This window comes from Streptomyces sp. NPDC028308 (assembly GCF_055565855.1).
The window spans coordinates 466856-491955 of sequence record NZ_JBVHTO010000005.1; the positions used below are offsets into that span (position 1 = coordinate 466856).

Below are 25100 nucleotides of genomic sequence, written 5' to 3' on the forward strand. Positions count from 1 at the left end.
TCCCAGCGCGTGCGGGGAGCAGGGCCCCGTCGTGGGTCCCGAGGTGCAGTTGCCGGGGACCATCCCCGCGCGTGCGGGGAGCAGGAGGCGGATACCGGTGAGGTACTCGCGGTCAAGGGAGCATCCCCGCTGGCGGGGAGCGGAGCGCGAGACGTTCCATTCGTCTCGTACCGCACCCTGAGGTTGAGGGAGAAGGAGTCTTTCACTGCTGTCGGTGGCGGAAAGCGTCCGGAGCGAGCTGCTATGTGGTGTGGGGTGGTCCTGGTTGTCACGGGGGTGCTGCCGTGTTGTTTGGGTGGTGTGGTTGTTAGCGGGTGAGGATGAGTCCGCAGCTGTACGCGCGTGCGTGGCCGATGCCTTGGGTGAGCGCGGTGACGAAGGTTTGCGGGTCTGTGATGGTGAGGGTGCCTTTGATTTCTGCGCGGGCGATGCGTAGGCCTTTGTGGGGGGCAGGGCTGGAGACGGGGGGGAGCATGCGCAGGGCGAGGCGTTCGGTGTCTGTGGTGCTTCCGATGCGGGTGACTCCGTCGGGGGCGGTGGGGGGTTCGCCGGGTGGTTGCAGGCGTCGCGTGAACCATTTTTTGACGTGTTCGGGGCGGGTGTGGGCGACACGGGTGCCGCGGGTTTTGGGTGGTGAGCCGGGTGCGGGGGGAATGGTGCGGACGGGGTTGACGACGGTTCGGAAGTCGACGCGGTCGTTGGTGCGGAAGGTGCGGTCGACGGTGAGGGTTTCTGGTGCCTGGACTATGGCGGCGCGGGGGATGCCGCTCCAGTTGGCGGGGACGGTGGACTGCACCACCAGGTGTAGCTGTGCCTGGCGCAGGTCTACGGTCCAGGTGGACAGGATGCCCATTTGGGAGCGGGCGTCGGGGCTGCCGTTTTCGACCCAGCCGGGGAAGCCGCTCATGACGGTGCGGTGCATGTCGTGGGCGTCGATGAGGGATTTCGCGACGTAGGGGTGGCGGGCGTCCAGGGTGAGCAGGGTCTGGGTGGCGACGAATCTCGCGGCCTGGTCGGGTCCTGATCCCTGGTGCTGCTCGGTGGGCGTCGTGTTCACAGGATGATGTCCCATCCGCGGGCGTTCGAGGCGATGGTGATGCGCTGGCGGGTTTCCCAGCGCAGGCTGTGGACGGCTGCGTCGGCGCTGAAGCGTACGGGCTGATCCGACAGGGGGCCGACGCCCGGCAGCGGGCGTGGGCTTTCGATCCAGGCCCAGGGGCGGCCGCCGGCCGCCGCTGCCTGTGGCGCGCGGTCGTGTGAGGCGGTGTCCGGGAGCAGGGCGTGTGTCTCGAAGGCTTGCTTGAGGTTTCCCGGGACCACGCCGAGGGCGATGTCGCCTGAGGGCGGGCAGGCCTTGCGTCCGAGCCAGAGCAGGCGTTTGGGGTGCTCCAGGGCGTGGGCGATGCGCTGCAGGAAGGCGTGGTCGGGGTGCTGCAGACCGACGAGGAAGGCGGCGTCGGCGAGGTACCAGCGTTCGGTGATCAGGGAGTGGCGGCGTACCTCTTTGGAGACGAGGGCGCCGGAGGCAGGGTCGGTGGTGACGTATTTCGGTGAGCCGTACCAGGAGGCGAGGTCGGTGCGGCCGAACGGCGCAGGTTCCGTGCCGCCGTCCGCTTCGTGGTGCAGTGTGGCCTTGGCGGCGCGCTGGTGGTCGGTGAGGAGGTCGCGCGGTCGCAGGGGGTAGGTTCCGCCGCCGACGGTGTGGTAGTCGCGCATCGGTGTGCCGGGCCGGTCGGCGCGGACTGCGAACAGGACCTCGGCGAGTTCTCCCAGAGGGTCCTCCCGGTCGAGGCCGAGGGCGGCGGCGCACAGGCCGATCACGCCGGACTTGGTGGGACGGCTGTGGGTATCACGGCGGGTGAAGCGGCCGGTGAGGCCCCAGGACTGCAGGGGCCCGGCGAGGCGGATGAGCAGCACGTGCGCCTCGCTCATGGGGTGAGGTCCTCGGCTCGCTCCACGACGGTCACTGTTTCGGGCAGCTGGAGCTGTCCCAGCAGCGTGTCGATCTCCGCATCGTAGGTGAGCACTCGTGCGGTGCGCAGGTCCTGGCGGCGACGGCTGACGAAGGTGTGGTGGCGCAGCAGCCTGCGGACGGCGGCGGGACCGGCCGGCCCTTCTCCGCCCGCGGCCTCGGGCCCTTCGTCGACCGGGCGCTGGAAGGCGGAGGCGTAGTTGTAGGGGCGTTCCCCTTCGAAGGCAAGGACGAGCACCGGCAGTGATCCGGTGGAGGCAGTGGAGTTCTTCTTCGCCTCGGGAAAGGCTTCCACAAAGGCGTTCACAAACTCCTGCTCGGCTTGTGACGCGGCAGTCTCGGCCTCGTCGTCGTCCATGCCTGCCGCGCGCAGGTTGGTGCGCAACTGGGTGCGGTCCAAAACGGCGTGGCGGTAGAAGGTGCCGGAGATCAGGGACTGGTAGCCGGTCATGCCGGCGCCTGCGTCATCGGCGGCGTCCAGGAAGGAGAGAGCGTTGCGTTTGCGGTCCAGCTTTGCGTCGTCGGCCGCAGCGTAGAAGTCTTCGATCTGCTCGGCCTCGTGCACGCTGAAGGCGTGACCGGTCTGGATGGCACCGTCGACGTTCGGAGAGTCAGGAATCTCCGCCAGGAAGCGGCCGTACAGGGCGATGTCCACGGCGTCGCGGGGAGCGAGGGCGACCAGAACGGCGTCACGGATGGTCTTGGGCAGCGGTGGCAAGACGGAAGCCGCGCTCTGCTCCGCTGTAGGCGTCTCTTCCCCGGCGTCCGCTTCTGCGGGCGATGCCGTCTTCTTCTTGGCTGACGACCTGCGGGCCTTCTTCGCCGCTTCCGCTCGAGCCTGGGCTTCGCGGTAGGCGCTGCGCCACTGTTCGACCTCTTCGGCGTGAGCGGCGATGTAGTTGGCGATCTTCAGGCCGGCGTCGGAGGGGGCGAAGATGAGAACCTTCGTCAGATTGGCCACGGTGCGCTTTTGCGCGTCGCCGAATTTGAGTCCGCTTCCCTCCATCACGGCGCGGGCGGTGTCGAGGGCTTGTTCCTTTTCCCAGCCGTGTGCGGATTCGAGTTCGCGTCCGGCGAGGATCGCCCATTCGCGGGTGCGGACACCCATGCTGCGGCCCTTGAGGGCGCCACGGCCTTCGTTGGCGCGGTTGCGGGCGTAGACCCGCTCGGCGCGGCGCCGTGCCTGGCTGGTGATCATGTGGCGTTCCACGCCTCCGAAGACCAGCGTTTTGGGCTGGGCGTTCTCGTCGCGCACCGGGAGAACGGCCGCCAGTGTCTCAAGGAGGTGCAGGGAGAGGAACTGGCTGCGGGATGCTGCCTCGGTCACGAGGTGGTGTCCTTCCGCGTCGTCGGTTGGGCCGTTGATTGCCGGGCTCTGGCCGGCGGGGTATGGAACTCGACCGACCACCGGTAGGCGACGCGCGCTTTGCGGTCGTTCCACTTGAGGAGGTCCTCGGTCAGCGTGGTCCAGGACGGTGGGGGCTGTTCGCAGGACCGCAGCCGGGTGACGGCGTGCTGGAGGTGGCGCCAGGGGACGCGCCGGCTCGCGACCAGGCGGTCCACCAGGCGCTGGGCTCCTGGGTTGTCGGGGCCACGGCCGGTGCCGTCCCCGATCCGGCGGGCGGCGGCGCCGAGGCTGCCGTGGCCATACGACGGCTGAGGGCGACCTTGGTGGTAGAGGGCGAACAGGAACGCCATCCGCTCGAACAGGTCCCGGTGGTCGTGGCCGCCGTACCAGCCGGCGCGGATGTGCGCGTTCGTACCGCCTTTGGCCCGGCGCAGCTCGGCGAGTGTGCCGTTCTCACGGTTGCGGACGAGCGTGGTGAGCCAGGCGGTGAGCGCCGCGCTGTCGTGCTGTAGGTGCGAGCGATCGGAATCGGCTCCGAAGGATAGGTTGTGCTCAGTCACGCGCGATCTCCCCTCGTAGTTCGGCCGGGGCCCGGTTGCCGGACATGGCGTCGTCGAAGAGCTGCTCGGCGCGGGCCCGCGCGCGGTGGTTGCGGTCGTTAGGCGGCAGGGTGTCGAGGAGCTGCAGCAACTGGGTGTGGGCGGTGGCCAGTAGGTCCTGCGCGTAGGTGATGAGGGGTTCGGACACCGGGTCGTCGTCCTGCGGTCCGCGCTCGACCACCTCGTCCAGCAGTTCGTGGAAGGGCGTTTCCGCCGCGGGCCAGAACATCCACCGGGCATCGAGCCGTGCCACCTGGCCGGCTTCGTCCGCGGCTCGCATGGCGGGAAAGGCGGTCTCGGCGGCCACAATCGCTGCGTTCTTGAGGCTTCTGGCGATGTATTCGGCGATGTCGGAGCCTCGGCGGGACGCCCGGTAGAGGTGGGCGGCCATGCCGGGAGCGTAGGGGTAGACGCCATGCGTCCAGGCGAGTGGCAGGGTCTTGTTGGTGAGCAGGCCGACTGCCCACAGCTGATAGGGAGCCCCGACCCCCTTGCGCTCGTAGGGCAAGGAACGCAGTCGCGCGTACAGTCCGACCCGGTCGTCCCTGACGGCGCTGTAGAGGGCATGCGCCTCCTGCCACAGGGCCCTGCTCGGAGACGGCCACAGCGGCTTCCTGGCGCCGTTGGTTGCCGTGCTGAACACCGCGTCCTGAAGGTGCCGGTCCGGGTCGATCTCCAGCAATTCGCCGGCACCGATCAGGACCCGGTCGACGACGATCTGTCCGCCCGGCCCGCGCTCCGGATGCAACAGCACGGACCGCCCCAACGCGCTGTGCAGGTCTGCGGAACTGCGCGGTGGACGGGGGCGGGGTTTGTCCTTGAACGTACGGCGATCGACGCCGTCGGTGGTCCAGGAGGTGTTGAGGAAGTCTGCCGGCCCCTCGGACGGGTACAGGTTCAGGCGCAGCGTTTCACCCAGCGTCTGCCCCAGAGCTAAGACGCGGATTCTTCCCGTCAGGCGTCCCGCGGCGAGATTGGTGACTTTGGCGCCGAGCCGCTCACCGGACATCCGGGCCCGCCCATAGGGGCCGTATACGTGCTGGGTGAGTGTGGCGCGGAAGGCATCCGCTGCAGGAAGCGGGTTGTTGAGCTCGAGATGGTGGTGGTCGAAGTGCTGGTTGTAGTCACCGGAGTGTTCGATGACCAGCTGGGCCGTTCCTGTTCCACTCTCGGCGAGGTCGTCGACCAGCTGGGAGTTCTGCAGGAGGGGAACCGTGGGATGGAACAGGTCCCAGGAGCCGTCCGGCTGGCTGTCCAGCCAGGCGGCGGCGGACGCAAGATTTCGCCGGCCGACGATCCAGGCGTGCCACTCTTGATCCGAGGACGGTGAGGTTCCGGAGGCGAAGCAGACGGCCATCAGGTACTCGATCACCGCGACCGTCTCGCCGGGTGAAGCGCAGTCCACAGCGGCCAGTTCATCGGCGTGGGTGAGGAGCGAGCATAAGGAGTGGTGAGCCATCGCGCCGTCGATGGTTATCGTCGGAATGCAGGGCTTGCGGCGCGGGTCCCAGCTGGGACGCTGCTCGCCGGATCTGAGCGGACGAGACTTGGGCAAGTGTGACCACCGCTCTCTCAATGGCAAGACACCGAATCGTTGGACGGCAAGGCAGCCGGCCGGAAACGATGTACCGCCGGGCTGTACAGCGCGCTCACCGCGAAGACAGAAGAAGGGCAGTCCCCGCGCACGCGGGGAGAGACTCAGGCAGAGCCCTCAATGCTGTCGACGGGCCATTCCCGCCTGCCTGCGGGACCTCTCCAAATGCCGATCAACTCCCCTCCACATGCGGAGGCTTCGGACTGCTCGGACACATGCCAGGTGAGCCTGCCGATACTTCGCGCGCCGCGCCGGCCGCCCCGGGCGACGGCGCCGCCGCGGCCCACGCCGACAGACGGACGATGCCGGGCCCGGTTCCGTGCGTTCAGACCAGAAACCGGCCGCTTGGGCCGACAGTTTTTTGGCCCAGGTTCTGAGCCGAGAACGGGCGTAGGGATGCGCGAGCGAGCGCTGACGACCCCTGCAACGACGATGAGAACCAACTCCCCCCCCGTGACCCCAGCCAGTCGCGCAAGGGTCCGCCCCGTATCGAGACCTCCAGCCCTGCTGCTGCCGAGCAGGGCCGCCGATAACGGCGTGCAGGGCGCACCCTTCCGCGACTGCATTTGTATCTCATCCCGCTTGCGCACGAGGTGAGTTCGCGAATTGATCCTGATCAAATACTCGGGTGATGCTCTTAAAGCTGTCGAGTTGGACATTGGTGCTGCGAGCGCGGCGGGACGTGCCTCGCGGTGGTCACCGGTGACGGTCACCGTGCCGCGAGCCTGGTTCCTCAAAGGCGGTGCGCGCTCAGGGCGCCAGGTCTCCCGCCGTGTTCTGCTCACCGCGTCCGGCGGCGCACGAGGATGGCCAGGGTGGTCCGGGCGTCCCTGCGGCGTTGAGGGGTGGGCGCGAACACCGAAACCAACGCCACAGTGAACAGGACGCCTGTATAAAGCAGTCCTGCGCACCCGCTCAGAGCGGCGCTGTAGGAGAGAAGCTGTGAAATCTGGGACACGGATCATCCTTCCGCAAGGGGCCCGGAAGCCGACTGCTGTGGTGGTGACCCCAGAGTCGCGAAGCGCCATGGGTGACGGCGAGCCGCTACCTGGACAAAATTTCGATTTGCCCAGCTCAGAGGCGTGATTCTCGACGACGCGGTCAACGTTTTCTCGCAGTTGAGTGCCGGAAGGACAATCGCGTGAGCGACGTGCAGAGCCCTGAACCCGAGCCGTTGAAGGACATGCTTGCCACGCTGTGGGAAGCAGCGCGACCCCCGCGCGGCGCTGCCCGGCAGCTAGGGATCGCTGCATCGACTCTCCGGGACTGGCGCACGGGGCGGACCACCCCGTCGGTCGAGCGGACAGAGGACTTCCGGGCTGTCGTACACGCCTTGCAGCGCCTGTCCGGTTATCCGCTCTACACGGACAGCCGATGGGATACTGCCCTGCGTACCGCCCAGGCAGAAGCGGCCGCGCGGCAAGGCCAACAGGCGGCACAGCCGTGGGAGAAAGACGAGCGCCATCGCTTCGTCCGGCCGCACGGACCTGCTGCCGAAGCCGCCCCGCCCGGGTTTGCAGGGCGTGAGGCAGAACGCGCGATCATGAACGCTTTCGTCCGGAACTCCGGCCGCGGGGCGCCCTCGTACCTGTGCTGGTATGCCGATGCTCCGGTCGGCAAGACTTCCCTCCTTGCCGACTACGTCAAACGGCCGCCACCAGCTGCCGACATCCTGAACTTCTTCATCGCCGCGACACCTGCCACCGACCCGCGCGCGCAATTCGAACGGGACATTGCCGACCAGATCGGCGCGCTCCTTCGCTCCGCTCACCACGGCATCCCGGGCGGGATCCGCCAGTGGAGAACGCTCTTCACCACCGCAGCCGAATACAGCGCACAACACGGCCGCAAACTCGTGCTGGTCCTCGACGGTCTCGACGACGACGTGACGGGTCCAGGCCCGCAAGACGGCAGTAGAAACCGCAGGAGCATCGCCGCCCACCTGCCCATATCTCCGCATGCCAACATGCGGGTCATCCTCGCCGTAAGGCGCTGGGAACACCTGCCCAAGGACATCGCCGACCGCCTGCGCCCGCGCACCAACTTACTTGCTCTTGTGCCCCTTGACGGGGTATCGCAGAACGGTCGGAAGCCGCCGGCTTTGACAGCCCTTGGTGAACTGGCAGCCGGCCTTCTCTCCGCAGCAGGCGGCGGCCTGCGAGCGCAGGACCTCGCCGAGCTCACCCATGCCTCCGTCGACCGCATCGAACGCCTCATGCGGGAACCAGAGGGGCGCGCATTCGTCCTCGACGACCCGGCGTTGCAGACCTATGCCCTGACTGGCCCCGACCTCGTCCGCCAGATCCGTCAAGACCTCGGCCACGAAGCAATGGCCCGGCACACGCGTGCGCTGCGCGACTGGTCGCGGCAGTGGCAGAGGGCAGGCTGGCCTGGAGAGACACCCCCATACCCCCTGGCCCACGGTCTGCGGCTGCTGACGGAGGCCCCGGAACGAGCCGCCTACGTCCTCGACCCTCACCGGTTGCGTCGGTTCTCCGTCGTTGCCGGCCAGGAGATCGCCCTCGCGCAGCTGGACGCTTACACAGCCGAAATCGACGCCACCCCCCATGAGAACGTCCACGACGACCTGGCGACGCGTATCGCGCTGGCTGCGGCACGAACCATGCTGCATGGAGAGATGCGTGAGGTCCCCCACGGTGCACCTTCCCTCCTCGTCCGCCTCGGCGAACCTAAACGCGCTCACAACATGGCCCGCTACGCGCCCACCGTGACCCGGGCTGCGCGTGCCGTACACCTGGCAGAGGTGGCGGTGGAGATGGCCTACACCGATCACCCAGAAGCCGATGCAGTCGCACAGGAAGCAGCCGGGCAGCTGCAATCCACCCCCCTTGACCGTCCCGGGACGTGCCAGGACCCCGCGATGTATGCCCGGCTTATGGAAGCCACCCGCACGCTGGTCCAACTGCACAGGTTCGATGGAGCCCGAGCGCTGCTGCGTTGTGTGGTCAACGATCAGGCAGCCGGAATAGACGCTTTGACGGAGGCGGCAAAGTTGCTCGTCACCGTCCAAGACACGGACATCTTGGTGACGCTGTGCGACCGGGCCAAGGACCTTGGCCAGGGCAGCACACGTGCCCGTGCAGCTGCGGTGGAGCTCTGGGGAGCGCTCGCCCCCGCCCTACCTGCAACCGACGGCGCCGCCGGAGACCATATCGCGGCTATCTGCGCCGAACTCACCGCCGAAGACGGGCTGGGAGCGGTCGACATACTGGCTGTCGCCGCCGCGGCGCTCGCTCGACTACCGGCGCGACGGCACCGCGAGGCCGAGAAGCTGACCCAAAGGGCACTCACCCTGTTCACCGACACGCTCGATGACCCCGCCGCCTTGTCCGAGGACGATCAGGCTTACCTTCGCCGCGAGCTCGCCGGAATGCTGGCCCGTCTCGTGAGGGCCGTCACCTACACGGGCCGCACACGGTACGAGCTCAGCCAAATTGTCCGGGTGCTGACCTCCCTGCCCGCGCACCTGCGCATCGGTGTCCTTGGGGACGTCATCACCGAGCGGGCAACGTCACTCACCGAAGCCTTTGAGGAATTCCTGGCAGAGGAGGACAGACGGGCCGCCGTGAAAGACAAGGAAGGGAAAAAAGCACGCCACAAAGCCAGGGAGAAAGAACAGGAGAAATGGAGAGCCGATTACGAACGAGCCAGTTGCCGCCAAACGGCCCCGGGAGCCTCTACGAAAAAGTCCCTACCCGCCCCCGAAGCCCGGCGAACACGCAGACGACACAGACCCACCACAGGGCTGCCCACCTCCAGCGGCACGCCCAACCCTGATCACATGGCGATGCTTCAGGAAGCAGAAGACCTGCTGAGTACAGGTGACCTTCTGCGCAGCCGGGAAATGCTGGAAAAATTGCTACGGCACTCTCCGACGTCGGCCGCCCCTCCGCCGCTCCCAGGGGAGTGGACGGTGACTCTGTCACAGGCGCTGGGTATGGTAGGCGACTTCGCCACAGCCGAAGCTGTTGCCAATGCTCGGCACAACACACCAGACCGCGTGCGCCACCTAGCCGCTCTTTCTCTCGGAGCATCCTTGGGCGGCTACCACAATCTAGCCAGCCGGTACGCCGACCAAGCGGCAGGCCTGCTGTCCGATAGCTCTGCCCCCGCCTCCTGTAACCTCGTCGCCCAGGCACTGGCTCACGCGGGAGACGGGGCAGCAGCAGTAGCTGCAGTAGCCGACTGCGCCGGCACCGCGCTTAGACGCCAGGCGCTCACGGCAGTTGCCGCCGGACTGACACACCACGACCCCGCGACAGCCATTCGTATCGCCGAGCCGCTGCTGCAGAACCTAGCGCAACGGCTCGACGAGGGAAGCTCCTTCAGGGTCCTTCCAGACCTTGCGGCTCTGCAACTCGCCTACCCCGACATCCGGCAAGCGGACTCACTTTTGCCTGAGACCCTCCGACGCGCCGTGCTTTCGAGCGTCGCCACACCACAGAGATGGCACACAGCGTCGATCACTGTCCTGGTGGTACTCCAGCACCTCGGACACCTCGCAGAAAATGACCACCCTCTCGTCGCCAGCCTCATACATCGATGGCGACGCTCACTTGAGCCTGCGCAAGCCATTACAGAATGCACATTGCTATCTGCTCTGGCCGGAGACACTGCAGCCCTGTGGGGCTACGCCAAATCGGCACCGACACCAAATGAACGAACGACTGCCCTTAGCGCAGCTGCTATGCATCTCGCACATGTGCCGGTGACCTTAGCTACGGACTATCGGGCCCACGACCGCGTCGTTCGGACTTGTCTGACGCTTGCCCACCGATCCGGCAACACCAAGTCCGACATGGCAATCGCTCGGCGCATTGTTCACCAGCTGCTATTAGATGGGGATTGGAGCTCTACGATCGCACTGCTTCCTCAATTCGCCCCCGGGGCACTGCGCTACCTGGGCAGACTCGCTGCAGGATCACGTTTGGGTTGAGGTGACACAGCCCCTCCGTTGCCCCGCGCCTGCGGGGATGATCCCGCCGCGCGCGACGCCGGCGGCGGGTGGGTCATCTGCTCCCCGCGCCCGCGGGGATGGTCCCGGTGGTTGCCCGGCCATCCACGAGGACCTGGGCTGCTCCCCGTACCCGCGGGGATGGTCCCTCGTGGCCGTGGCCGTAGCAGAGGACCGGGCCGATCAGCTGCTCCCCGCGCCCGCGGGGATGATCCCACCAAGCCCTGCTACAAGATCCCCTGCCCGGACTGCTCCCCGCGCCCGCGGGGATGATCCCGAGTTCGGCCGCGCCAACTTCATCCCGACGTACTGCTCCCCGCGCCCGCAGGGATGATCCCACCACGATCGACTGGCGGGGAGCGGCCGAGAGCTGCTCCCCGCGCCCGTGGGGATGATCCCCACCAGGCCAACGACATGGTGCTGGGCACTGGCTGCTCCCCGCACCCGCGGGGATGGTCCCGAGGAGACCGAGCAGGTCGAGACGGAACCGCACTGCTCCCCGCACCCGCGGGGATGGTCCCGTGGTGCAGCATCCGGCGCACTACGGTGTGATCTGCTCCCCGCCCCGCGGGGATGGTCCCCAGGTCACACACGCGGCCGACGCGTGGCTGTCCTGCTCCCCGCATGCGCGGGGATGGTCCCGGCCTGGGCCACGGCGCCGTCGGCATGCTCAACTGCTCCCCGCATGCGCGGGGATGGTCCCGGCATCGCCGCGCCGGTCCACATCAGCAGCGTCTGCTCCCCGCGCCCGCGGGGATGATCCCGTGGCGACCGGCACGAGCGTCGGTCTCCGTGCCTGCTCCCCGCGCCCGCGGGGATGATCCCCCCTTCGCCAATTGGCGCGCGATCATGGACACCTGCTCCCCGCGCCCGCGGGGATGATCCCGGGACCAGCCGCCGAGCTCGCCTCGCCATCGCCCGCTCCCCGCGCCCGTGGGGATGATCCCCACCAGGCCAACGACATGGTGCTGGGCACTGGCTGCTCCCCGCGCCCGCGGGGATGATCCCGGTAGGTGGGGCGGTCCCCGGGGCCGGCGTCCCTGCTCCCCGCGCCCGCGGGGATGATCCCTCGACGAGCTCGCCGTCGCGTTCGATGCGGAACTGCTCCCCGCGCCCGCGGGTGATCCCATCTGCGCGGCCGACGGACACCCGGGCACCGACTGCTCCCCGCGCCCGCGGGGATGATCCCGGGCCGACGGTCGAGAACGAGAGCGAGCTGCTCTGCTCCCCGCGCCCGCGGGGATGATCCCCACATGCCGCGATCGTTGACGCCGACGGTGACCTGCTCCCCGCGCCCGCGGGGATGATCCCGCGACCACCTCGGCCGACGTCGGTACCCACGGCTGCTCCCCGCGCCCGCGGGGATGATCCCGAGGGTCCGCCGGTGGTCGACGGCTTCGGCGTCTGCTCCCCGCGCCCGCGGGGATGATCCCCGTAAGGGGGTGTCGCTGATGTCTCGTCCGATCTGCTCCCCGCGCCCGCGGGGATGATCCCTCGGACTGCGGGGCCTGGGAGACGAACAGGAACTGCTCCCCGCGCCCGCGGGGATGATCCCGTGTACGTCGTCCCGTTGTGCGTGGCCGTGGCCTGCTCCCCGCGCCCGCGGGGATGATCCCTGACCGCCCGGAGACGGCGCACGATGATCGGTCTGCTCCCCGCGCCCGCGGGGATGATCCCAGCGAAGGCCTCGCCAACGTCTGGTCGGTGACCTGCTCCCCGCGCCCGCGGGGATGATCCCCGGGCGGCGAGGGAAGGCATCGCGGTGACTGGCTGCTCCCCGCGCCCGCGGGGATGATCCCGCGACGGTCGTGCACCCGGCAACGGACTCGGCCTGCTCCCCGCGCCCGCGGGGATGATCCCCAGCCGGTGTTGCGGGGGTTGGTGATCGCGAACTGCTCCCCGCGCCCGCGGGGATGATCCCCCGCCGGGAGTGAAAGCAGGGTCCGCGGAGCCCTGCTCCCCGCGCCCGCGGGGATGATCCCCAGTCGTAGGCGACGGCGCCACGGACGGCCGGCTGCTCCCCGCGCCCGCGGGGATGATCCCTTCCCGGCCCCCACGACGTCCGAGGCGAGCCGCTGCTCCCCGCGCCCGCGGGGATGATCCGTACGACGCCGGTTTCAGCCTGTCCGATCCCGACTGCTCCCCGCGCCCGCGGGGATGATCCCCAGCGCATGGCCACGTTCGGCGGTCTGCTGCGCTGCTCCCCGCGCCCGCGGGGATGATCCCGCCTACGGTCCTGGTCAGAGCATCGCCGCACCCTGCTCCCCGCGCCCGCGGGGATGATCCCACCGACCTGAAGGAGACGCTGTGAGCGCCCGCCTGCTCCCCGCGCCCGCGGGGATGATCCTCACCGCCGAAGGCGGCCAAAGGTGCCGAAGGCCTGCTCCCCGCGCCCGCGGGGATGATCCCATGGCGGACGACGAGGGCATCCTGCGGTGGACCTGCTCCCCGCGCCCGCGGGGATGATCCCCGCATCAGGTCGATGCACTTCGTACTCGGGGGCTGCTCCCCGCGCCCGCGGGGATGATCCCTCGCCCATGAACTCGCGGGACGGACCACCCTCCTGCTCCCCGCGCCCGCGGGGATGATCCCGTCCGGCACGGACGGCCGCAGACGGGACCAGTCTGCTCCCCGCGCCCGCGGGGATGATCCCGTCCCTGGTCGGGGACTACGTAAGCCAGCCCCCTGCTCCCCGCGCCCGCGGGGATGATCCCATCCTGCGCCTGAACGCGCCCGCTGCTCCCCGCGCCCGCGGGGATGATCCCGTCCTCTCGACCAGGCGGACCGTGCACACGAGCTGCTCCCCGCGCCCGCGGGGATGGTCCCGGCGACGCCCTGCAGACGTTCGGCGGGTACACCTGCTCCCGCACCCGCGGGGATGGTCCCGATCCCCTCTTCCGGGCCCTGACGAGCAAGGGCTGCTCCCCGCACCCGCGGGGATGGTCCGGGCATCGAGGCCGGCGCCTCCGACAACGGGCACTGCTCCCCGCACCCGCGGGGATGGTCCCGAGCGGCCGGCCGCCGGGCTGTATGCGGTCGTCCTGCTCCCCGCACCCGCGGGGATGGTCCCGTGATCCGTCCGCCGTCGCGGTGGCAGAACAGCTGCTCCCCGCACCCGCCGGGATGGCCCCTGGACCATGTCCGGGGGGACACCCCGGGCGGCCTGCTCCCCGCACCAGCGGGGATGGCCCCGGGGCCAGCGATACACGGCGGCATTTCCAGCACTGCTCCCCGCACCCGCGGGGATGGCCGGCCCCGACCCCACCACCCGCGCCGCCCTCGACCAGACCTGCTCCCCGCACCCGCGGGAATGGTCCCCATGCGCCCGCCTTCAGGTGCGCCTGGTTCGCCTGCTCCCCGCACCCGCGGGGATGGTCCCTGCGACGGCTGGACCGACCTCCGCGAAGCAGCCTGCTTCCCGCACCGCGGGGATGGTCCCAGGTCGAAGGTGCGCTGTGACGTCTGCCAGCGCTGCTCCCCTCCACCCGCGGGGATGGTCCCGCGGGCTCCACGTTCACGCTCTCCGTGGCCACCTGATCCCCGCACCAGCAGGGATGGCCTCGCGCAGGTTCTCAGCTTTGAGCGCCACGAATGACGCTCCCTGCACCCGCGGGAATGGTCCGAACTACGTGGTCAGGAGCCTCGATCTCATTGACCGATTCCCGCACCTGGGATGGTTCCACCCGGCTGGCCGTGGTGGTGCCTTCGGCGGTCTGCTCCCCGCACCCGGAAAGGCTGATCCCCGCACCGCCAGGATGGTCCCGGCAGCGACCGGTACGCCGTCCGCTCCGGCGACTGCTCCCCGTACTCGCGGGGATGGTCGCGTCCGCGCCTGCCGGCGGAGGCCTCGCCGGACTTGTTTCCCGCACCTGCGCGGACGGTCCCCAAGAAGGGAGCCGTCGGCGGCTTTTCCGGAGCTGGCGGCGAATGCCCCGGGAGAGCGGGGGGCCAGCCCTCAGTTGAGGACTGGCCCCTCCATCCGGGGTTGCCGTCCCGGGAGTGCGGCGGTGGCGCGGTCGCAGGGCTACCGGGCCGGTTCCGCAGCACAGGCGCTGAAGCTGTTGACCGGTCAGACCTTCAAGATGAGCGCTTCTACCTGTTCGAGCGTCGTCACGCTGGCCTGCGCGGCGGCCCGCGCCTTCGACAACTTCTCCATCCACTCGATCCGCTGTTCAGCCGGGAGGGGTTCTTCTCCGAGCTGGATGCGCAGGCGGTGAGCCTCTTCGAAGTCCGTCATTAGGGTGTGAGCGGAGTCCACTGCTTTCTGGTAGCTCCCCTCGACGAGTTCGACCCGCGCTGGCAGCTCCCGGCGCAGCTTGACCAGCTGGTCGCGTGGGTCGGCAGCCGCCTCGCCTTTCGCGGTGCTCGGGGCGTCGGCGCCCCCCGTGTTGCCTGCGCTGGCATGCGCGTTGGCCGGGTCACTGGACGTGGCCGGTACCGGGGTGCAGAGGTCGACGGGGAAGAGCTCATCGAACCACGCCTTGTCAGCGACGTAGCGGGTTGGCCGGCCCTCGCCATCCGGAGCGATCACCATCCCCGCAGTGATTGCTGTCCGTTCCGACTCGGCCCAGTGCTGCTCGCCATAGCAGACCAGTGGCGTCTCGTCGTCCGCCTCGGGCGGCCGCAGTGCGTCCGGGTGCTCCAGCACGGCCTTCGCGAACGCGAGGAGAAGGGCCCGGCTGGTACCCGGCGCGCCCGCCGTGTACGCCAGCATCAGGGCGGCGAGGGCGCTCTTAGGGGTGCGGCGCACGCCCTTGCGCCCGGTGCCCGCCTCACTGCCCTGCCCCGGGGTGATGAACGGCTGCGGAGCGTGAATCAGCGCTGGCGCCATCCGCTGGACCAGGGCGGTCCACGCGGCCGCGTCACCGGCCTCCGCCCCGAGGAGCAGCTCCGTTAGCGGCCTCGGATCCTGTACGGCCCCCTCCTTGGTCTCTGTGGTGCCAAAGAGACCAAGGGCGGAGAGGATGTTGCCCCGTCGCACAAACAGCTGTGCGACGGCGGCGGACCACAAGCGTGTGCGTCCCTCGGCTGTCTTCGCCCGAATCTGGCTCCATGCTGTCTCCTGCAGCGTCCCCCTGACGACGGGCCAGAACCGCCCGGTGTCGCGGACGGTGCGCACGTTCGCCTTCTGCGGGGCCTCGGGCGGGATTCGGGGGAACACCAGCGCGGTAATGGCGCGCACCGCGATGTCGCGCAACACGACCGGGGAGACGTCGGCGCCTGTGGGAACGAGCGGTTCCAGCGGGTCTAGCGGCCCGTTGACAGTCAACGCGTCGCGCACCCCTACCAGGTCGAGGAGGTCCGCACCTCGTGCGTCGGGGAACGCCTCGGCGAGCGCGTCCGCGAGGAGGGACTCCCTGGCGTAGGCGTCGAGGAGCGTTGCGAACAGGGCGATCAAGCGCGCGTCCTCGTCGTAAGGCTGGATGCCGCGCAGGTGGTCGTTGACGTTGAGGGCTCGTAGAACGTGTTCCAGCGCCTCGGGCTTGGTACAGCCGATGACGATCTCTGCGGACACCGTGGCGATCTTCGCCGCCCTCCGCGACGGGTCAGTCGCCTCCGTCTCCGGCTTTGCGCCGTCCCGGTTGAGCCGGGCGGAGAGCCGGTTGAGGATCTCTCGCAGACTCAGCAGCAGCGGCTCGGGGTCGTCCTTCTTGTCCTTCGGCATGGGGACGAGGGACTGGGGCATCCCCGTGACCAGGTGCTCCGGACGCACCCGGAAGACGTCGAGACGGGCCAGCGCACGGTTGTTCCCGGTCACGGCGGCCAGCCGCCACAACTTCGACATCGTGCCGTCGGAGTGAATGATCTGCCACTGTTGCAGGACGTTCATGCCCTTGGAAAGCTGACCCGTGTCCGCCAGGGACTCGGCCAGGTCGTACCCACGGGTTTTCCCGGCGCGCTGAAGGTTGTCGGCGGCGTACCGCTGCATGTGCACGGCAACCGCGTACGGCTGCTCGGCGAGGGTGAGCGCCGCCTTCGGCTGCCCGTCCTCCTGGGTGGCGCGGACCACCGGGCGCGGCCGCCGGTGTCCCAGCGCGGCGAGCACAGCGTGCTTCTCGGCCTCGAGCTCGTGCACGTGGCGGACGGCGTCCTGATGTTTCTGCGTGGCCGCAGCCAGCGCCTGAGCAGCGTACGCATCGTCCCCCGGCGCCCGGCGCAGAACATCCCGCTCCCGCTCGGCAGACTTCGCGCTCTTTGTGGCCTCCTGGAGTGCCAGCTCGGCGGCGACGAGGTCCTTGACGCGGTGGCTTGCTTCCGGGGCGGGCGAAGACCAGCAGACGGCGGTGCGGTCGTTGAGGTCCCATGGGACCACCGCAGCGCCGTGGACGTCGCAGGTCAGCAGGAGTACCTGCTCGTCGCCAGCCTGCACGACCCGGTAGGCGTTGGGCTTGAGGACCCTCCTGCCGCGCTGTGTGGCGATCAAGGCCTTGATCTCGGTGTCGGGGAGCGCGGCGGCCAGGCCCTCAAGGATCGCCTGCCGCGGAGGCGGCACGACCTCGTGATCCGTACAGGTGTTCTCGATCGCGTCCGCGAGTCGGTCGGCCCAGAGGGCGTTGCCGATCTGCGGGTAGATGTCGTCGGACCGTTTCACGGCCATGGTGTCGTCCTTCCACCCGGGCATTCCGGGCGGCCACAGAAGCTCCCGTCCCTCGGGAGCGTGTCACGCGCCCGAGTGCCGAAGCCTCGTGCCGGCGAGGAATCAGGCCGACACCCGTGAGGGTGTGCGGCCGTCCTCGCCCCGTACGGTCCACCTGGCAGCGTCCGAAGAACGATCAGTCCCAACAGCGCCTCGGTAGCGCTTGGACCTCTCGCAGCTTGCTCCTGCTCCACCGAAGGCGGCATGAGGCGGACGCCGGTGATGAGCCACCGACGTGTGCCACGGAGATTGCCACTTTCCGCGACGCAACTACCGCTAGCAGTCATTGAGTTCACTCAAGCGGGTGATTGATCGCCTCAACCAGGCTGCGCGAGGCTTGGGTTGAGGTAGGCGTGCGGCGGTGGGTGACGGTGTGCCTTCTAACCCCACTGCGCGGAGAGCCGGACCGGCGGCGGAAGCGGGCGAGCGGACCGCGGGACTATCCCCGCGCGTGCGGGGATGATCCCGAGCAGGCGTACCGGTGGGCCCGCCGCGAACCCTGTTCCCCGCGCCCGCGGGGATGATCCCTACCCCCACACGGATCCATGGGACATGACCGACTGCTCCCCGCGCCGGCGGGGATGATCCCTGGGTCGAGTACTCGTTGATCGTGTCGAGGAACTGCTTCCCGCGCCCACGGGGATGGTCCCGTCGCCGCAACCATGCTGGTGAATGGCGACTCCTGCTCCCCACACCCGCGGGGATGGTCCCAAGCGGGGCATGCCGCCGCACGAGAGGCGGGCCTGCTCCCCGCACCCGCGTGGATGGTCCCGGGCTTGCGGAGGACGGGAAGCACGAGCCACTGCTCCCAGCACCCGCGGGGATGGTCCCGGCTCGTAGGCCATAACCTTGGTCGCGGTTGTCTGCTCCCCGCACCGCGGGGATGGTCCCAGCCTCAACATCGCGGACGCGCACCACTTCGGCTGCTTCCCGCACCCGCGGGGATGGTCCCGAGACCGACCTCGAGTCGGCCACGACCACCGCCTGCTCCCCGCGCCTGCGGGGATGATCCTGTCTACCTCGGGCTGCCGATCCGCACGACAGGCTGCTCCCCGTGGCTGCAGGGATGATCCCCCGTTCTCCGCGCCTGGCTGAAACCGAAGTCCTGCTCCCCGCGCCCGCGGGGATGATCCCGTCGTCAAGGGGCGCCAGATCAGGGTGACCCCCTGCTCCCCCGCACCCGCGGGGATGGTCCCCACGACGTCACGGCGCTGCTCGGTACGACCGGCCTGTTCCTCGCACCCGCGGGGATGATCCCGAATCCCGCTGGTCGGTCGCCCAGGGGGCCGGCTGCTCCCCGCGCCCGCCGGGATGATCCCAGGACCTCGTACCCGACGTCCCCGCCGAGCTCCTGCTCCCCGCGCGCGGGGATGATCCCTACCGCCAGAAGATCGCCCGCCTCGAGGCCGTCTGCTCCCTGCACCCGCGGGGATGGTCCCCTCGCCGACCGCAACACCCGCTACTCGGCGGCCTGCTCCCCGCATCCGCGGGGATGGTCCCGAGCAGTGGCAGCGCCGCGCTGCGGATTCACTGCTCCCCGCACCCGCGGGGATGGTCCCAACGGCCCGCACCGCCACGGAACCGGGCTGACCTGCTCCCCGCACCCGCGGGGATGGGCCCTTGCGGCGCAGCATGGCGACTTCCTCGGCGATCTGCTCCCTGCACCCGCGGGGATGGTCCCACCCTCGACCTAAGCACCGACTCCGGCCGCAACTGCTCCCCGCACCTGCTGGGATGGTCCCGGTGTCTGGATGCGGGTTTCGTCGATGGAGGACTGCTCCCCGCACCCGTGGAGATGGTCCCCGGTTCAGGACGTACAGCTTCCAACCGTCGAGCTGCTCCCCGCACCCGTGGGGATGGTCCCGCGACCAACCCGTACCGGCTGACATCGCCGTCGTGCTCCCCGCACCTGACGCCGACGGTCAAGCCGCGGTGTCTCCTGACGGCCCTGGTCGCAAGCCCGAACCCGTTTCAGGACTCCTCGGCAGGCGCGTTGGCCCGCGCCCGCCGACCCGCCCAGCCGGCACCGCCCCCGGTGCCGGCTCGGCGTATTTCCCGGCCCCGGCCCCCGTCCTCGAGTCGTACACGGTGCTCCGCCGTCGGCTCGCCGCACGCCGCACGCCGCGCGTCGGTGGTCCGTGGACCCGTCGGCGGGGGATGCCGTCCAGGGCCGCATCCTCACGCGGCTGCGGACGTGGGCGCAGAGCAGCGGACGATGAGTGCGGTTTCCGCGCAACGTGCGAAGGAAGCGCGGGACCGCAGGCCGCGGCCGTCCTGTCGAGCCGGGCAAAGGGGGCCGTACGTCACCCGCTGGTATCCCGCGTGGCGCTCAGCCGCACCCCCGGGGCCCGTCCGCTCTCGCGCGCGGATCCTGGCCGGCGCCGCCCCGCGGCGGAGCCGGCTGCCGATTCCATAGCGGGCGGCCGCCGCCCGGCCATGGAGTCGTGCAGGGCACCGCGGGTCACACCCGCGGGCCCGCGCAGCCTGCGTGAGAACGCCGGGGTACGCCCCAAGCCCGAAACCCAGGCTGCGCCGCACGGCCTGGGCCAGGTCCGGCGTCAGGGGGCCGCTGCCTGTCAGGGTGATTTCCACGGGGGAGACCTCGTGCGCCCGCGCGTGTTTGGCCCGCAGCGTGTGCACCACCGTCTTGCCCTGGCGGGCGAAGTCCACGGTCCAGTGGTCGTCCAGCCCGTCGGCCTGACGTCCCAGCGCCGTCACCCGGGCGCTCACATCCCGCATCCCGCCCATGAGCAGCGCCCGCTCCTGCCCGTAGACCTTCGCCGCCTCGAACAGCTGGTCCTCGGGTGAAGGACGCCTCCAGGTCGGCGTGTGTGGCCAGCAGCCCGTCCAGCTTGGCTCGGTCCCACACCCTGACCCGTACTGTCTGTCCAGCCGCCAGCGAGGTGACGAACTCCCGCTCCGCCGTGGTCAGGGTGCATGGAACCACCAAGATCCACTCCCAGGGCTGGTGCTGTAGAGCCCGCGCGAACGACTGCCTGATCGACTTGCGCCGCCCTTTGTGCGCTGTGGTCGGGAAACCGTCCGGGTAGTACTTCAACTGGAATATCCGCAGCCTCGAGCCATGGGTGACTTTGATGTCGATGCCGGCGTCCCCGCCGCGCCCGTTCACCACCTCCACGCGCGCCGTCGCGTCGTACACGCGGTGCACCAGCGCTTCAACGATCCGGTCGAACCCCGGCTGCCCGACCCGGTCCCACTCCACCGCCACAACCGGCCCCCTGCCTCGCAGACACTCCAAGCGATGATCCCACCCGCCACTGACACCCCCGCCGGCGCTACGCCACGCACCGACGCCGGGCCGAACCGCTCCGGCCAGGCGGCACCGCCGCAGCTGCGGGCCGGGTGAAGCGCCGGCTCACAGCTGCGGCGTCTGCTGCCAGGTGAGGAGTTCGGTGAAGAATCCGGCCTGTGGCCTGGATCGGCACCCACGGGCCTCCCTCGCGGCTGAGGCGGACGGCCTTCTACTTTTCGTATGGCAGCGGCGACTTGGCGCCGACCTCTGGCCGATAATCAGCAACCCGATGGCCGGCCGTTCACAGCGCGTCTACCGTCCGGCGCATGAACAAACCCGTACAGGAGTGCCCTGACCTTGACCGGCTCCTGCGCTTGATCGGCATCCTCGGTCCCCCCACCGAGGAGGGCCACTTCTGGAAGTACTGGCGGCCCGGCGAACACAGCTACGGATTCAAGAAGATCAAGGGCTGCATCACCGCGTTCACCAGGCCGTCCCACGACCACCGGTGGGTGGCTCACGACTTCGCTGACTACGTCCTCATGCTCTTCGCGACCGGCTCCCCGGAAGAGGAGAGCAAACTCGCCGACCTGATCGGCCGGCACATCTCCACGGGCGAGCCGAAGGCCGTCGGCATCCAGTTCCTGGCCGATCTGCGCAGCACCGCCTGGAACGTATGGCGCGACCACCACTCGCCCGACGCCGCCACGGTGATCCAGCAGTGGTCCACCGCGCCGTTGAAGTGAGCGCGAGATCTACGTCGCCGGGTCGGGAATGATCGGGGGATGAGCGATGACCTTCCCGCCGGCCCGGCCCCCGAGACAGCGTCGCGCCCTGGAGGCCAGGACGAGCTTCGCGCCCTGGCGGCTCCGCGTCGGCTGAGCGTGGACGACCACATGTTCACCGCTCCAGGGCTGTCGGGGACGTTCCGGCTGCAGTTGTTCACTGCTCCCGGGGCGCGCCCGGTCGCGGTGGCGACCCAGATCGCCGGAGCGGAAGGCATGAGCCTGATGAACGGGGTCGAGAGGTTCGCGGGCGCGGTGTGGGAGAAGCACTGCCCCGACCAGGACCTGCCGCCGGTGTGGGTGGAGCGCCAGATGGAGCTGCAGGGTGCGCTGGAAGAGACCCGCTTTCGGCGCGTGGTGTTCGACGGCGCCGACCACTACCGGCCGCACGGCCCGCACTGGTCGGTGATCACCCACGAAGAGCTGCAGGACCTGGTCGGCGCGAGCGTCGCAACGGACCGCGGCACCGGCTATGTGCCGCGCGCCGTCGAGCCGGAACCGCAGCTGGTGTTCGCCGCGTTCGCGGTGGCCCGTCTCGCCCGCCCGGAGCCGTTCCGCGAGTCGGCGTGCATGCCGGCCGGGGTGCCCTGGTGGCGCCGCTGGACACGTCAGGTGCTGCCGCTCCGCGGCGACGCTCGCACCTGCTGCTGGTACCACGGCGGCGACTGGCACGCGGTCAACGCGATGGCGCTGAAGGTCCTCGAACGGGCCCGCGCGCAGTCCGTGGAACCCGACGGCATGGAGGAGTTCGCCATCGCCCACGCGAACGCGGCCGGAGCCTCCCGGTGGCAGACTGAGGCGCTGGCGTCCCTGTTCAGCGTCTCCAACGCGCTGCAGCCGGCCAGTAAGACCGGTTACGTCAACGGCCAGCACCGGGCCCAGGCCATGCTGGAGGCCGGCGTCCGGCGCACTGTCGTCCTGCACTACTTCGACGAGACGTAGTCCCCTCGGCGTCGCCCGGCGTCCACGCGCACCACGGCTCATCAGCACCGAAGAGCCGCGCCGGACGCTGGCCGCCGCCCGGCGAGATCGATGCCGCCCGGAGACCTTGCGGGCCCAGGACAGGGCCGTCTGGCGCGCGGCGCGCCTCGGCACGGGCCGGCGACGGGGTGGGCACAGCCGGCGGTGCGCGTCCTGCCGCGGCCGGCCCACCCGGACGTAGCGTCACGACGAGGCCCGGCTGCCCGTCGGCGCCGTGCAGCGGAAGGGGCCGGGTGTGGAGCGACGCAGTGTGCTGGCGGCGGGAGTTGCACTGGGGGCCGGCATCCTCGCCGACCCGGCGGCAGCGTGGGCGGCCCCGGCACCGCGGTTGTCCGCCGGAGACGTCGCCGCAGGCCGCCGCCTTCGCCGCCGGCGCCTACACGCGGCTGGACCAGCTGCTGCCGCTGCTCCTGTTGCAGTTGTCGTACTTGAGGTAGTCGACACCCCAGTCCGCGAACTGCCGTGCGTCGCTGTACTCGTGGCCGAGCGCTCCGGGGAACCCGACGTTGCTGCATGTCCTCGTGCCCGCACTGGTGTAGATGCCGAGCTTGAGGCCCTTGGAGTGGACGTAGTCGGCAACTGCCTTGATCCCGTTGGGGAATCGCGTGGGATCCGGCACCAGCTTGCCGTCCGCGTCCCGCGTCGGCAGGGCCCCCCCGTCGTCCAGGTTGACGTACTGGTACCCCGCGTCCTTGAGGCCCTTGGCCACGAAGATGTCCGCGATCCCCTTGACCATGTCCTCGTTGAACTCCGAACGGCAGCCCGTGGAGTTCCAGTTGTTGAAGCCCATCGGAGGGGTGAGGGCGAGACCGTCGGCCAGGGCGGGTGCGCCCGGCTCGGGAGCGGGGGCTGGGGCGGCCAGGGCCGTCGGTGCCACGAGCCCGGTCGCGCACAGCAGGCCCGCTGCGACTGCTCCGACCATTCTTCTGCGGGTTGTGTGGGGGTGAAGGTGACGCATCGTTACGTCCTCCGAAACTCGCGAGAGATGGGATGTCTGCATGCTCGCGTCAATCGTGCGCGTTTACGGTAGGACCTGTCGGACTCTGTTGGAAGGGGAGGGGACGGACCTGTGCGATACCTCGTCAGTTCGCCTTCCGGTGCCGTCGCATGGCTGCGAGGTCCTCCCTCGGCGTTCGGTTGTGTTGGATGGGCCGAGGGGCGGCGCGTCGTCGCTCGTGCCTCAGGCGGGGTCCCGGTGCCCCTGTCGGCCGGAGCAGGACATCGGAGGTCCGGGCGCGGACCCCGATTGTCAGTGCCCGTCGCTACGCTGGCGGCACTGTAACTACGAACAAGTCGGGTTACTGCTGTGCCCCGCTCTTCCGCCCCGTCAGGGACAGCACCGGAAGAGCGGGGCATGCTGCCGTCGGCCGACCTGCGCGGTCCGGACCGCGCGAAGCCGGACGGCCGTGCGGTCGGCGTGAGCGCTACCCGTGACCAGAGGCGGGATTCGTAGTTGATCCGGGCATGAAGAAGCGAAGCATGCTCGCCGTTGCCTCCCTCGCCGCCGGATTCGTCGTCGCGGCGGTCACCCCGTCCCACGCTCTCGCGGGGGACCCGCTCGGCGACCTGAACCTCGACAGCACCGTCAGCGACCTGGACCACACGATCAGCAACGACAGCCTGGCGATGGAGGAGGGCGTCCTCGACCAGGACGGCTGACGAGAGACTTGCGCGGCGCCGGTACCCGTGGGACAGGGGGCCGGCGCCGCCGCATGTCGCCCTTCGGGGAGGCTCACCTCAACAGCACCTGGTTTCCGTGGCAGGGTGGAACGGGCAAGCCTCAGGGGGCCAACAGAAGAGGGGGAACCGTGATCGTCTGGATCAACGGTGCGTTCGGTGCGGGGAAGACGACGACCGCACGGGAACTGATCGACCTGATCCCGAACAGCACGCTCTTCGACCCCGAGGTCATCGGCGGCGCACTCACGCACCTGCTGCCGGCCAAGCGCCTCGCCGAGGTCGGCGACTTCCAGGACCTGCCGATCTGGCGACGCCTCGTGGTCGACACCGCGGCCGCCATGCTCGCCGAGCTCGGCGGCGTCCTGGTGGTCCCGATGACCCTGCTGCGCCAGGAGTACCGTGACGAGATCTTCGGTGGCCTCGCCTCGCGCCGGATCTCCGTACGGCATGTGCTCCTGGCCCCGGCGGAAACGATCCTGCGGGAGCGAATAGCCGGGCGCGAGGTGCCACCCGACCTCCCCGACGGCGAGTTGCGGGTGCGCCAGTGGGCCTACGACCACATCGAGCCCTACCGTGCCGCGCTCGCCTCGTGGCTCACCGCCGACGCGCATCCCGTGGACACCAGCGTCCTCAGCCCGCACGAGGCCGCGCTGCGCGTCGCCGAGGCCGTCCGCAGCGGGGACGCGGCCGTGAGCGACATCGTGCAGACGCCCGAGCCGACCGCCGAGACGCTCGCCGCCGGGGTGCTCCTCTTCGACGAACAGGACCGGGTCCTGCTCGTCGACCCGACGTACAAGCCCGGCTGGGAGTTCCCGGGAGGCGTCGTGGAACCCGGCGAGGCGCCCGCGCGCGCGGGCATGCGCGAGGTCACCGAGGAGACCGGCCTCACCCTCGACGAGGTGCCCCGGCTCCTCGTCGTCGACTGGGAGCCACCCGCACCGCCCGGCTACGGGGGCCTGCGCCTCCTCTTCGACGGCGGACGCCTGCCCGCCTCCGAGGCCGGCCGGCTCCTGCTCCCCGGCCCGGAGCTGCGCGACTGGCGCTTCGTCACCGAGAAGGAGGCCGCCACCCTGCTGCCACCGGTGCGCTACGAGCGCCTGCGCTGGGCGCTGCGGGCCCGTGAACGGCAGGCGGCGCTGTATCTGGAGGCCGGGGTTCCCGTGGGGTGACCGCGGGGCGAGGGGCGGTCGGACGTTCCCGGTCCGGCCGCCGTGGGCCGTAGCGGCGGTACTGGTCCGGCGTTCGGGGGCCGTACGAGCGTGCCCTTGCCACCGTC

At 69.9% G+C, this 25100-nt stretch carries 11 protein-coding genes, 1 pseudogene and 3 CRISPR repeat arrays; of the genes and pseudogenes, 5 read left to right on the top strand and 7 right to left on the bottom strand.

Annotated features, from left to right (window positions below):
• Positions 1 to 307: 307 nt before the first annotated feature.
• From ACZ4VA_RS14370 to ACZ4VA_RS14390, 5 genes are read right to left on the bottom strand one after another with little or no spacing between them, the layout of a single operon-like run.
• Positions 308 to 1057 carry a type I-E CRISPR-associated protein Cas6/Cse3/CasE gene (locus ACZ4VA_RS14370; RefSeq protein WP_468081458.1) on the bottom strand — a complete coding sequence of 250 codons (750 nt, stop codon included), beginning with the start codon at positions 1055 to 1057 and terminating at the stop codon, positions 308 to 310.
• Positions 1054 to 1932: a type I-E CRISPR-associated protein Cas5/CasD gene (gene cas5e, locus ACZ4VA_RS14375; protein WP_468081460.1), complete on the bottom strand. Its 879-nt coding sequence runs from the start codon at positions 1930 to 1932 to the stop codon at positions 1054 to 1056. The genes ACZ4VA_RS14370 and cas5e overlap by 4 nt, the downstream gene beginning before the upstream one ends.
• Complete coding sequence (locus ACZ4VA_RS14380) at positions 1929 to 3299, bottom strand: type I-E CRISPR-associated protein Cas7/Cse4/CasC (protein ID WP_468081462.1); 1371 nt, start codon at positions 3297 to 3299, stop codon at positions 1929 to 1931. Before ACZ4VA_RS14380 ends, cas5e begins: the two co-directional genes overlap by 4 nt.
• Entirely contained in the window at positions 3296 to 3880 is a 585-nt protein-coding gene (gene casB, locus ACZ4VA_RS14385; protein WP_468081464.1) for a type I-E CRISPR-associated protein Cse2/CasB, read from the bottom strand. The genes ACZ4VA_RS14380 and casB overlap by 4 nt, the downstream gene beginning before the upstream one ends.
• The gene (locus ACZ4VA_RS14390; protein ID WP_468081466.1) at positions 3873 to 5501 is read right to left on the bottom strand and encodes a type I-E CRISPR-associated protein Cse1/CasA; all 1629 of its coding nucleotides are present in this window, start codon (positions 5499 to 5501) and stop codon (positions 3873 to 3875) included. Before ACZ4VA_RS14390 ends, casB begins: the two co-directional genes overlap by 8 nt.
• Positions 5502 to 6654: 1153 nt before the next feature.
• On the opposite strand from ACZ4VA_RS14390, the gene ACZ4VA_RS14395 reads away from it, so the two are divergent.
• A complete protein-coding gene (locus tag ACZ4VA_RS14395; RefSeq protein ID WP_468081468.1) occupies positions 6655 to 10470 on the top strand; it encodes a hypothetical protein in 3816 nt (1271 codons plus the stop codon).
• A gap of 631 nt (positions 10471 to 11101) precedes the next feature.
• Positions 11102 to 11558: a CRISPR direct-repeat array (repeat unit 29 nt; unit sequence CTGCTCCCCGCGCCCGCGGGGATGATCCC).
• 90 nt (positions 11559 to 11648) lie between these two features.
• Positions 11649 to 13315: a CRISPR direct-repeat array (repeat unit 29 nt; unit sequence CTGCTCCCCGCGCCCGCGGGGATGATCCC).
• Between the two features lie 91 nt (positions 13316 to 13406).
• A CRISPR array of direct repeats spans positions 13407 to 13867; the repeat unit is 29 nt.
• A gap of 690 nt (positions 13868 to 14557) precedes the next feature.
• Here the strand turns inward: ACZ4VA_RS14395 and ACZ4VA_RS14400 are convergent.
• Entirely contained in the window at positions 14558 to 17086 is a 2529-nt protein-coding gene (locus tag ACZ4VA_RS14400) for a hypothetical protein (RefSeq protein WP_468081470.1), read from the bottom strand.
• A gap of 3618 nt (positions 17087 to 20704) precedes the next feature.
• On the opposite strand from ACZ4VA_RS14400, the gene ACZ4VA_RS14405 reads away from it, so the two are divergent.
• Both ACZ4VA_RS14405 and ACZ4VA_RS14410 read left to right on the top strand, forming a co-directional pair.
• A complete protein-coding gene (locus ACZ4VA_RS14405; protein WP_468081472.1) occupies positions 20705 to 21124 on the top strand; it encodes a hypothetical protein in 420 nt (139 codons plus the stop codon).
• 39 nt (positions 21125 to 21163) lie between these two features.
• Positions 21164 to 22105: a hypothetical protein gene (locus tag ACZ4VA_RS14410; RefSeq protein WP_468081474.1), complete on the top strand. Its 942-nt coding sequence runs from the start codon at positions 21164 to 21166 to the stop codon at positions 22103 to 22105.
• A gap of 451 nt (positions 22106 to 22556) precedes the next feature.
• Here the strand turns inward: ACZ4VA_RS14410 and ACZ4VA_RS14415 are convergent.
• A pseudogene (locus tag ACZ4VA_RS14415) lies at positions 22557 to 23102 on the bottom strand (glycoside hydrolase family 27 protein); the annotation flags it as partial.
• A 506-nt stretch (positions 23103 to 23608) separates the two neighbouring features.
• Here ACZ4VA_RS14415 and ACZ4VA_RS14420 point away from each other — a divergent pair.
• A complete protein-coding gene (locus tag ACZ4VA_RS14420) occupies positions 23609 to 23803 on the top strand; it encodes a hypothetical protein (protein WP_355785937.1) in 195 nt (64 codons plus the stop codon).
• A gap of 149 nt (positions 23804 to 23952) precedes the next feature.
• Entirely contained in the window at positions 23953 to 24993 is a 1041-nt protein-coding gene (locus ACZ4VA_RS14425) for an NUDIX hydrolase (RefSeq protein ID WP_402373010.1), read from the top strand.
• Positions 24994 to 25100: the final 107 nt, after the last annotated feature.

Coding starts and splice junctions, on each gene's coding strand:
- cas5e (WP_468081460.1), bottom strand. CDS start 1,932: ATGAGCGAGGCGCACGTGCTGCTCATCCGCCTCGCCGGGCCCCTGCAG.
- ACZ4VA_RS14400 (WP_468081470.1), bottom strand. CDS start 17,086: ATGGCCGTGAAACGGTCCGACGACATCTACCCGCAGATCGGCAACGCC.
- ACZ4VA_RS14405 (WP_468081472.1), top strand. CDS start 20,705: ATGAACAAACCCGTACAGGAGTGCCCTGACCTTGACCGGCTCCTGCGC.
- ACZ4VA_RS14410 (WP_468081474.1), top strand. CDS start 21,164: ATGAGCGATGACCTTCCCGCCGGCCCGGCCCCCGAGACAGCGTCGCGC.
- ACZ4VA_RS14420 (WP_355785937.1), top strand. CDS start 23,609: ATGAAGAAGCGAAGCATGCTCGCCGTTGCCTCCCTCGCCGCCGGATTC.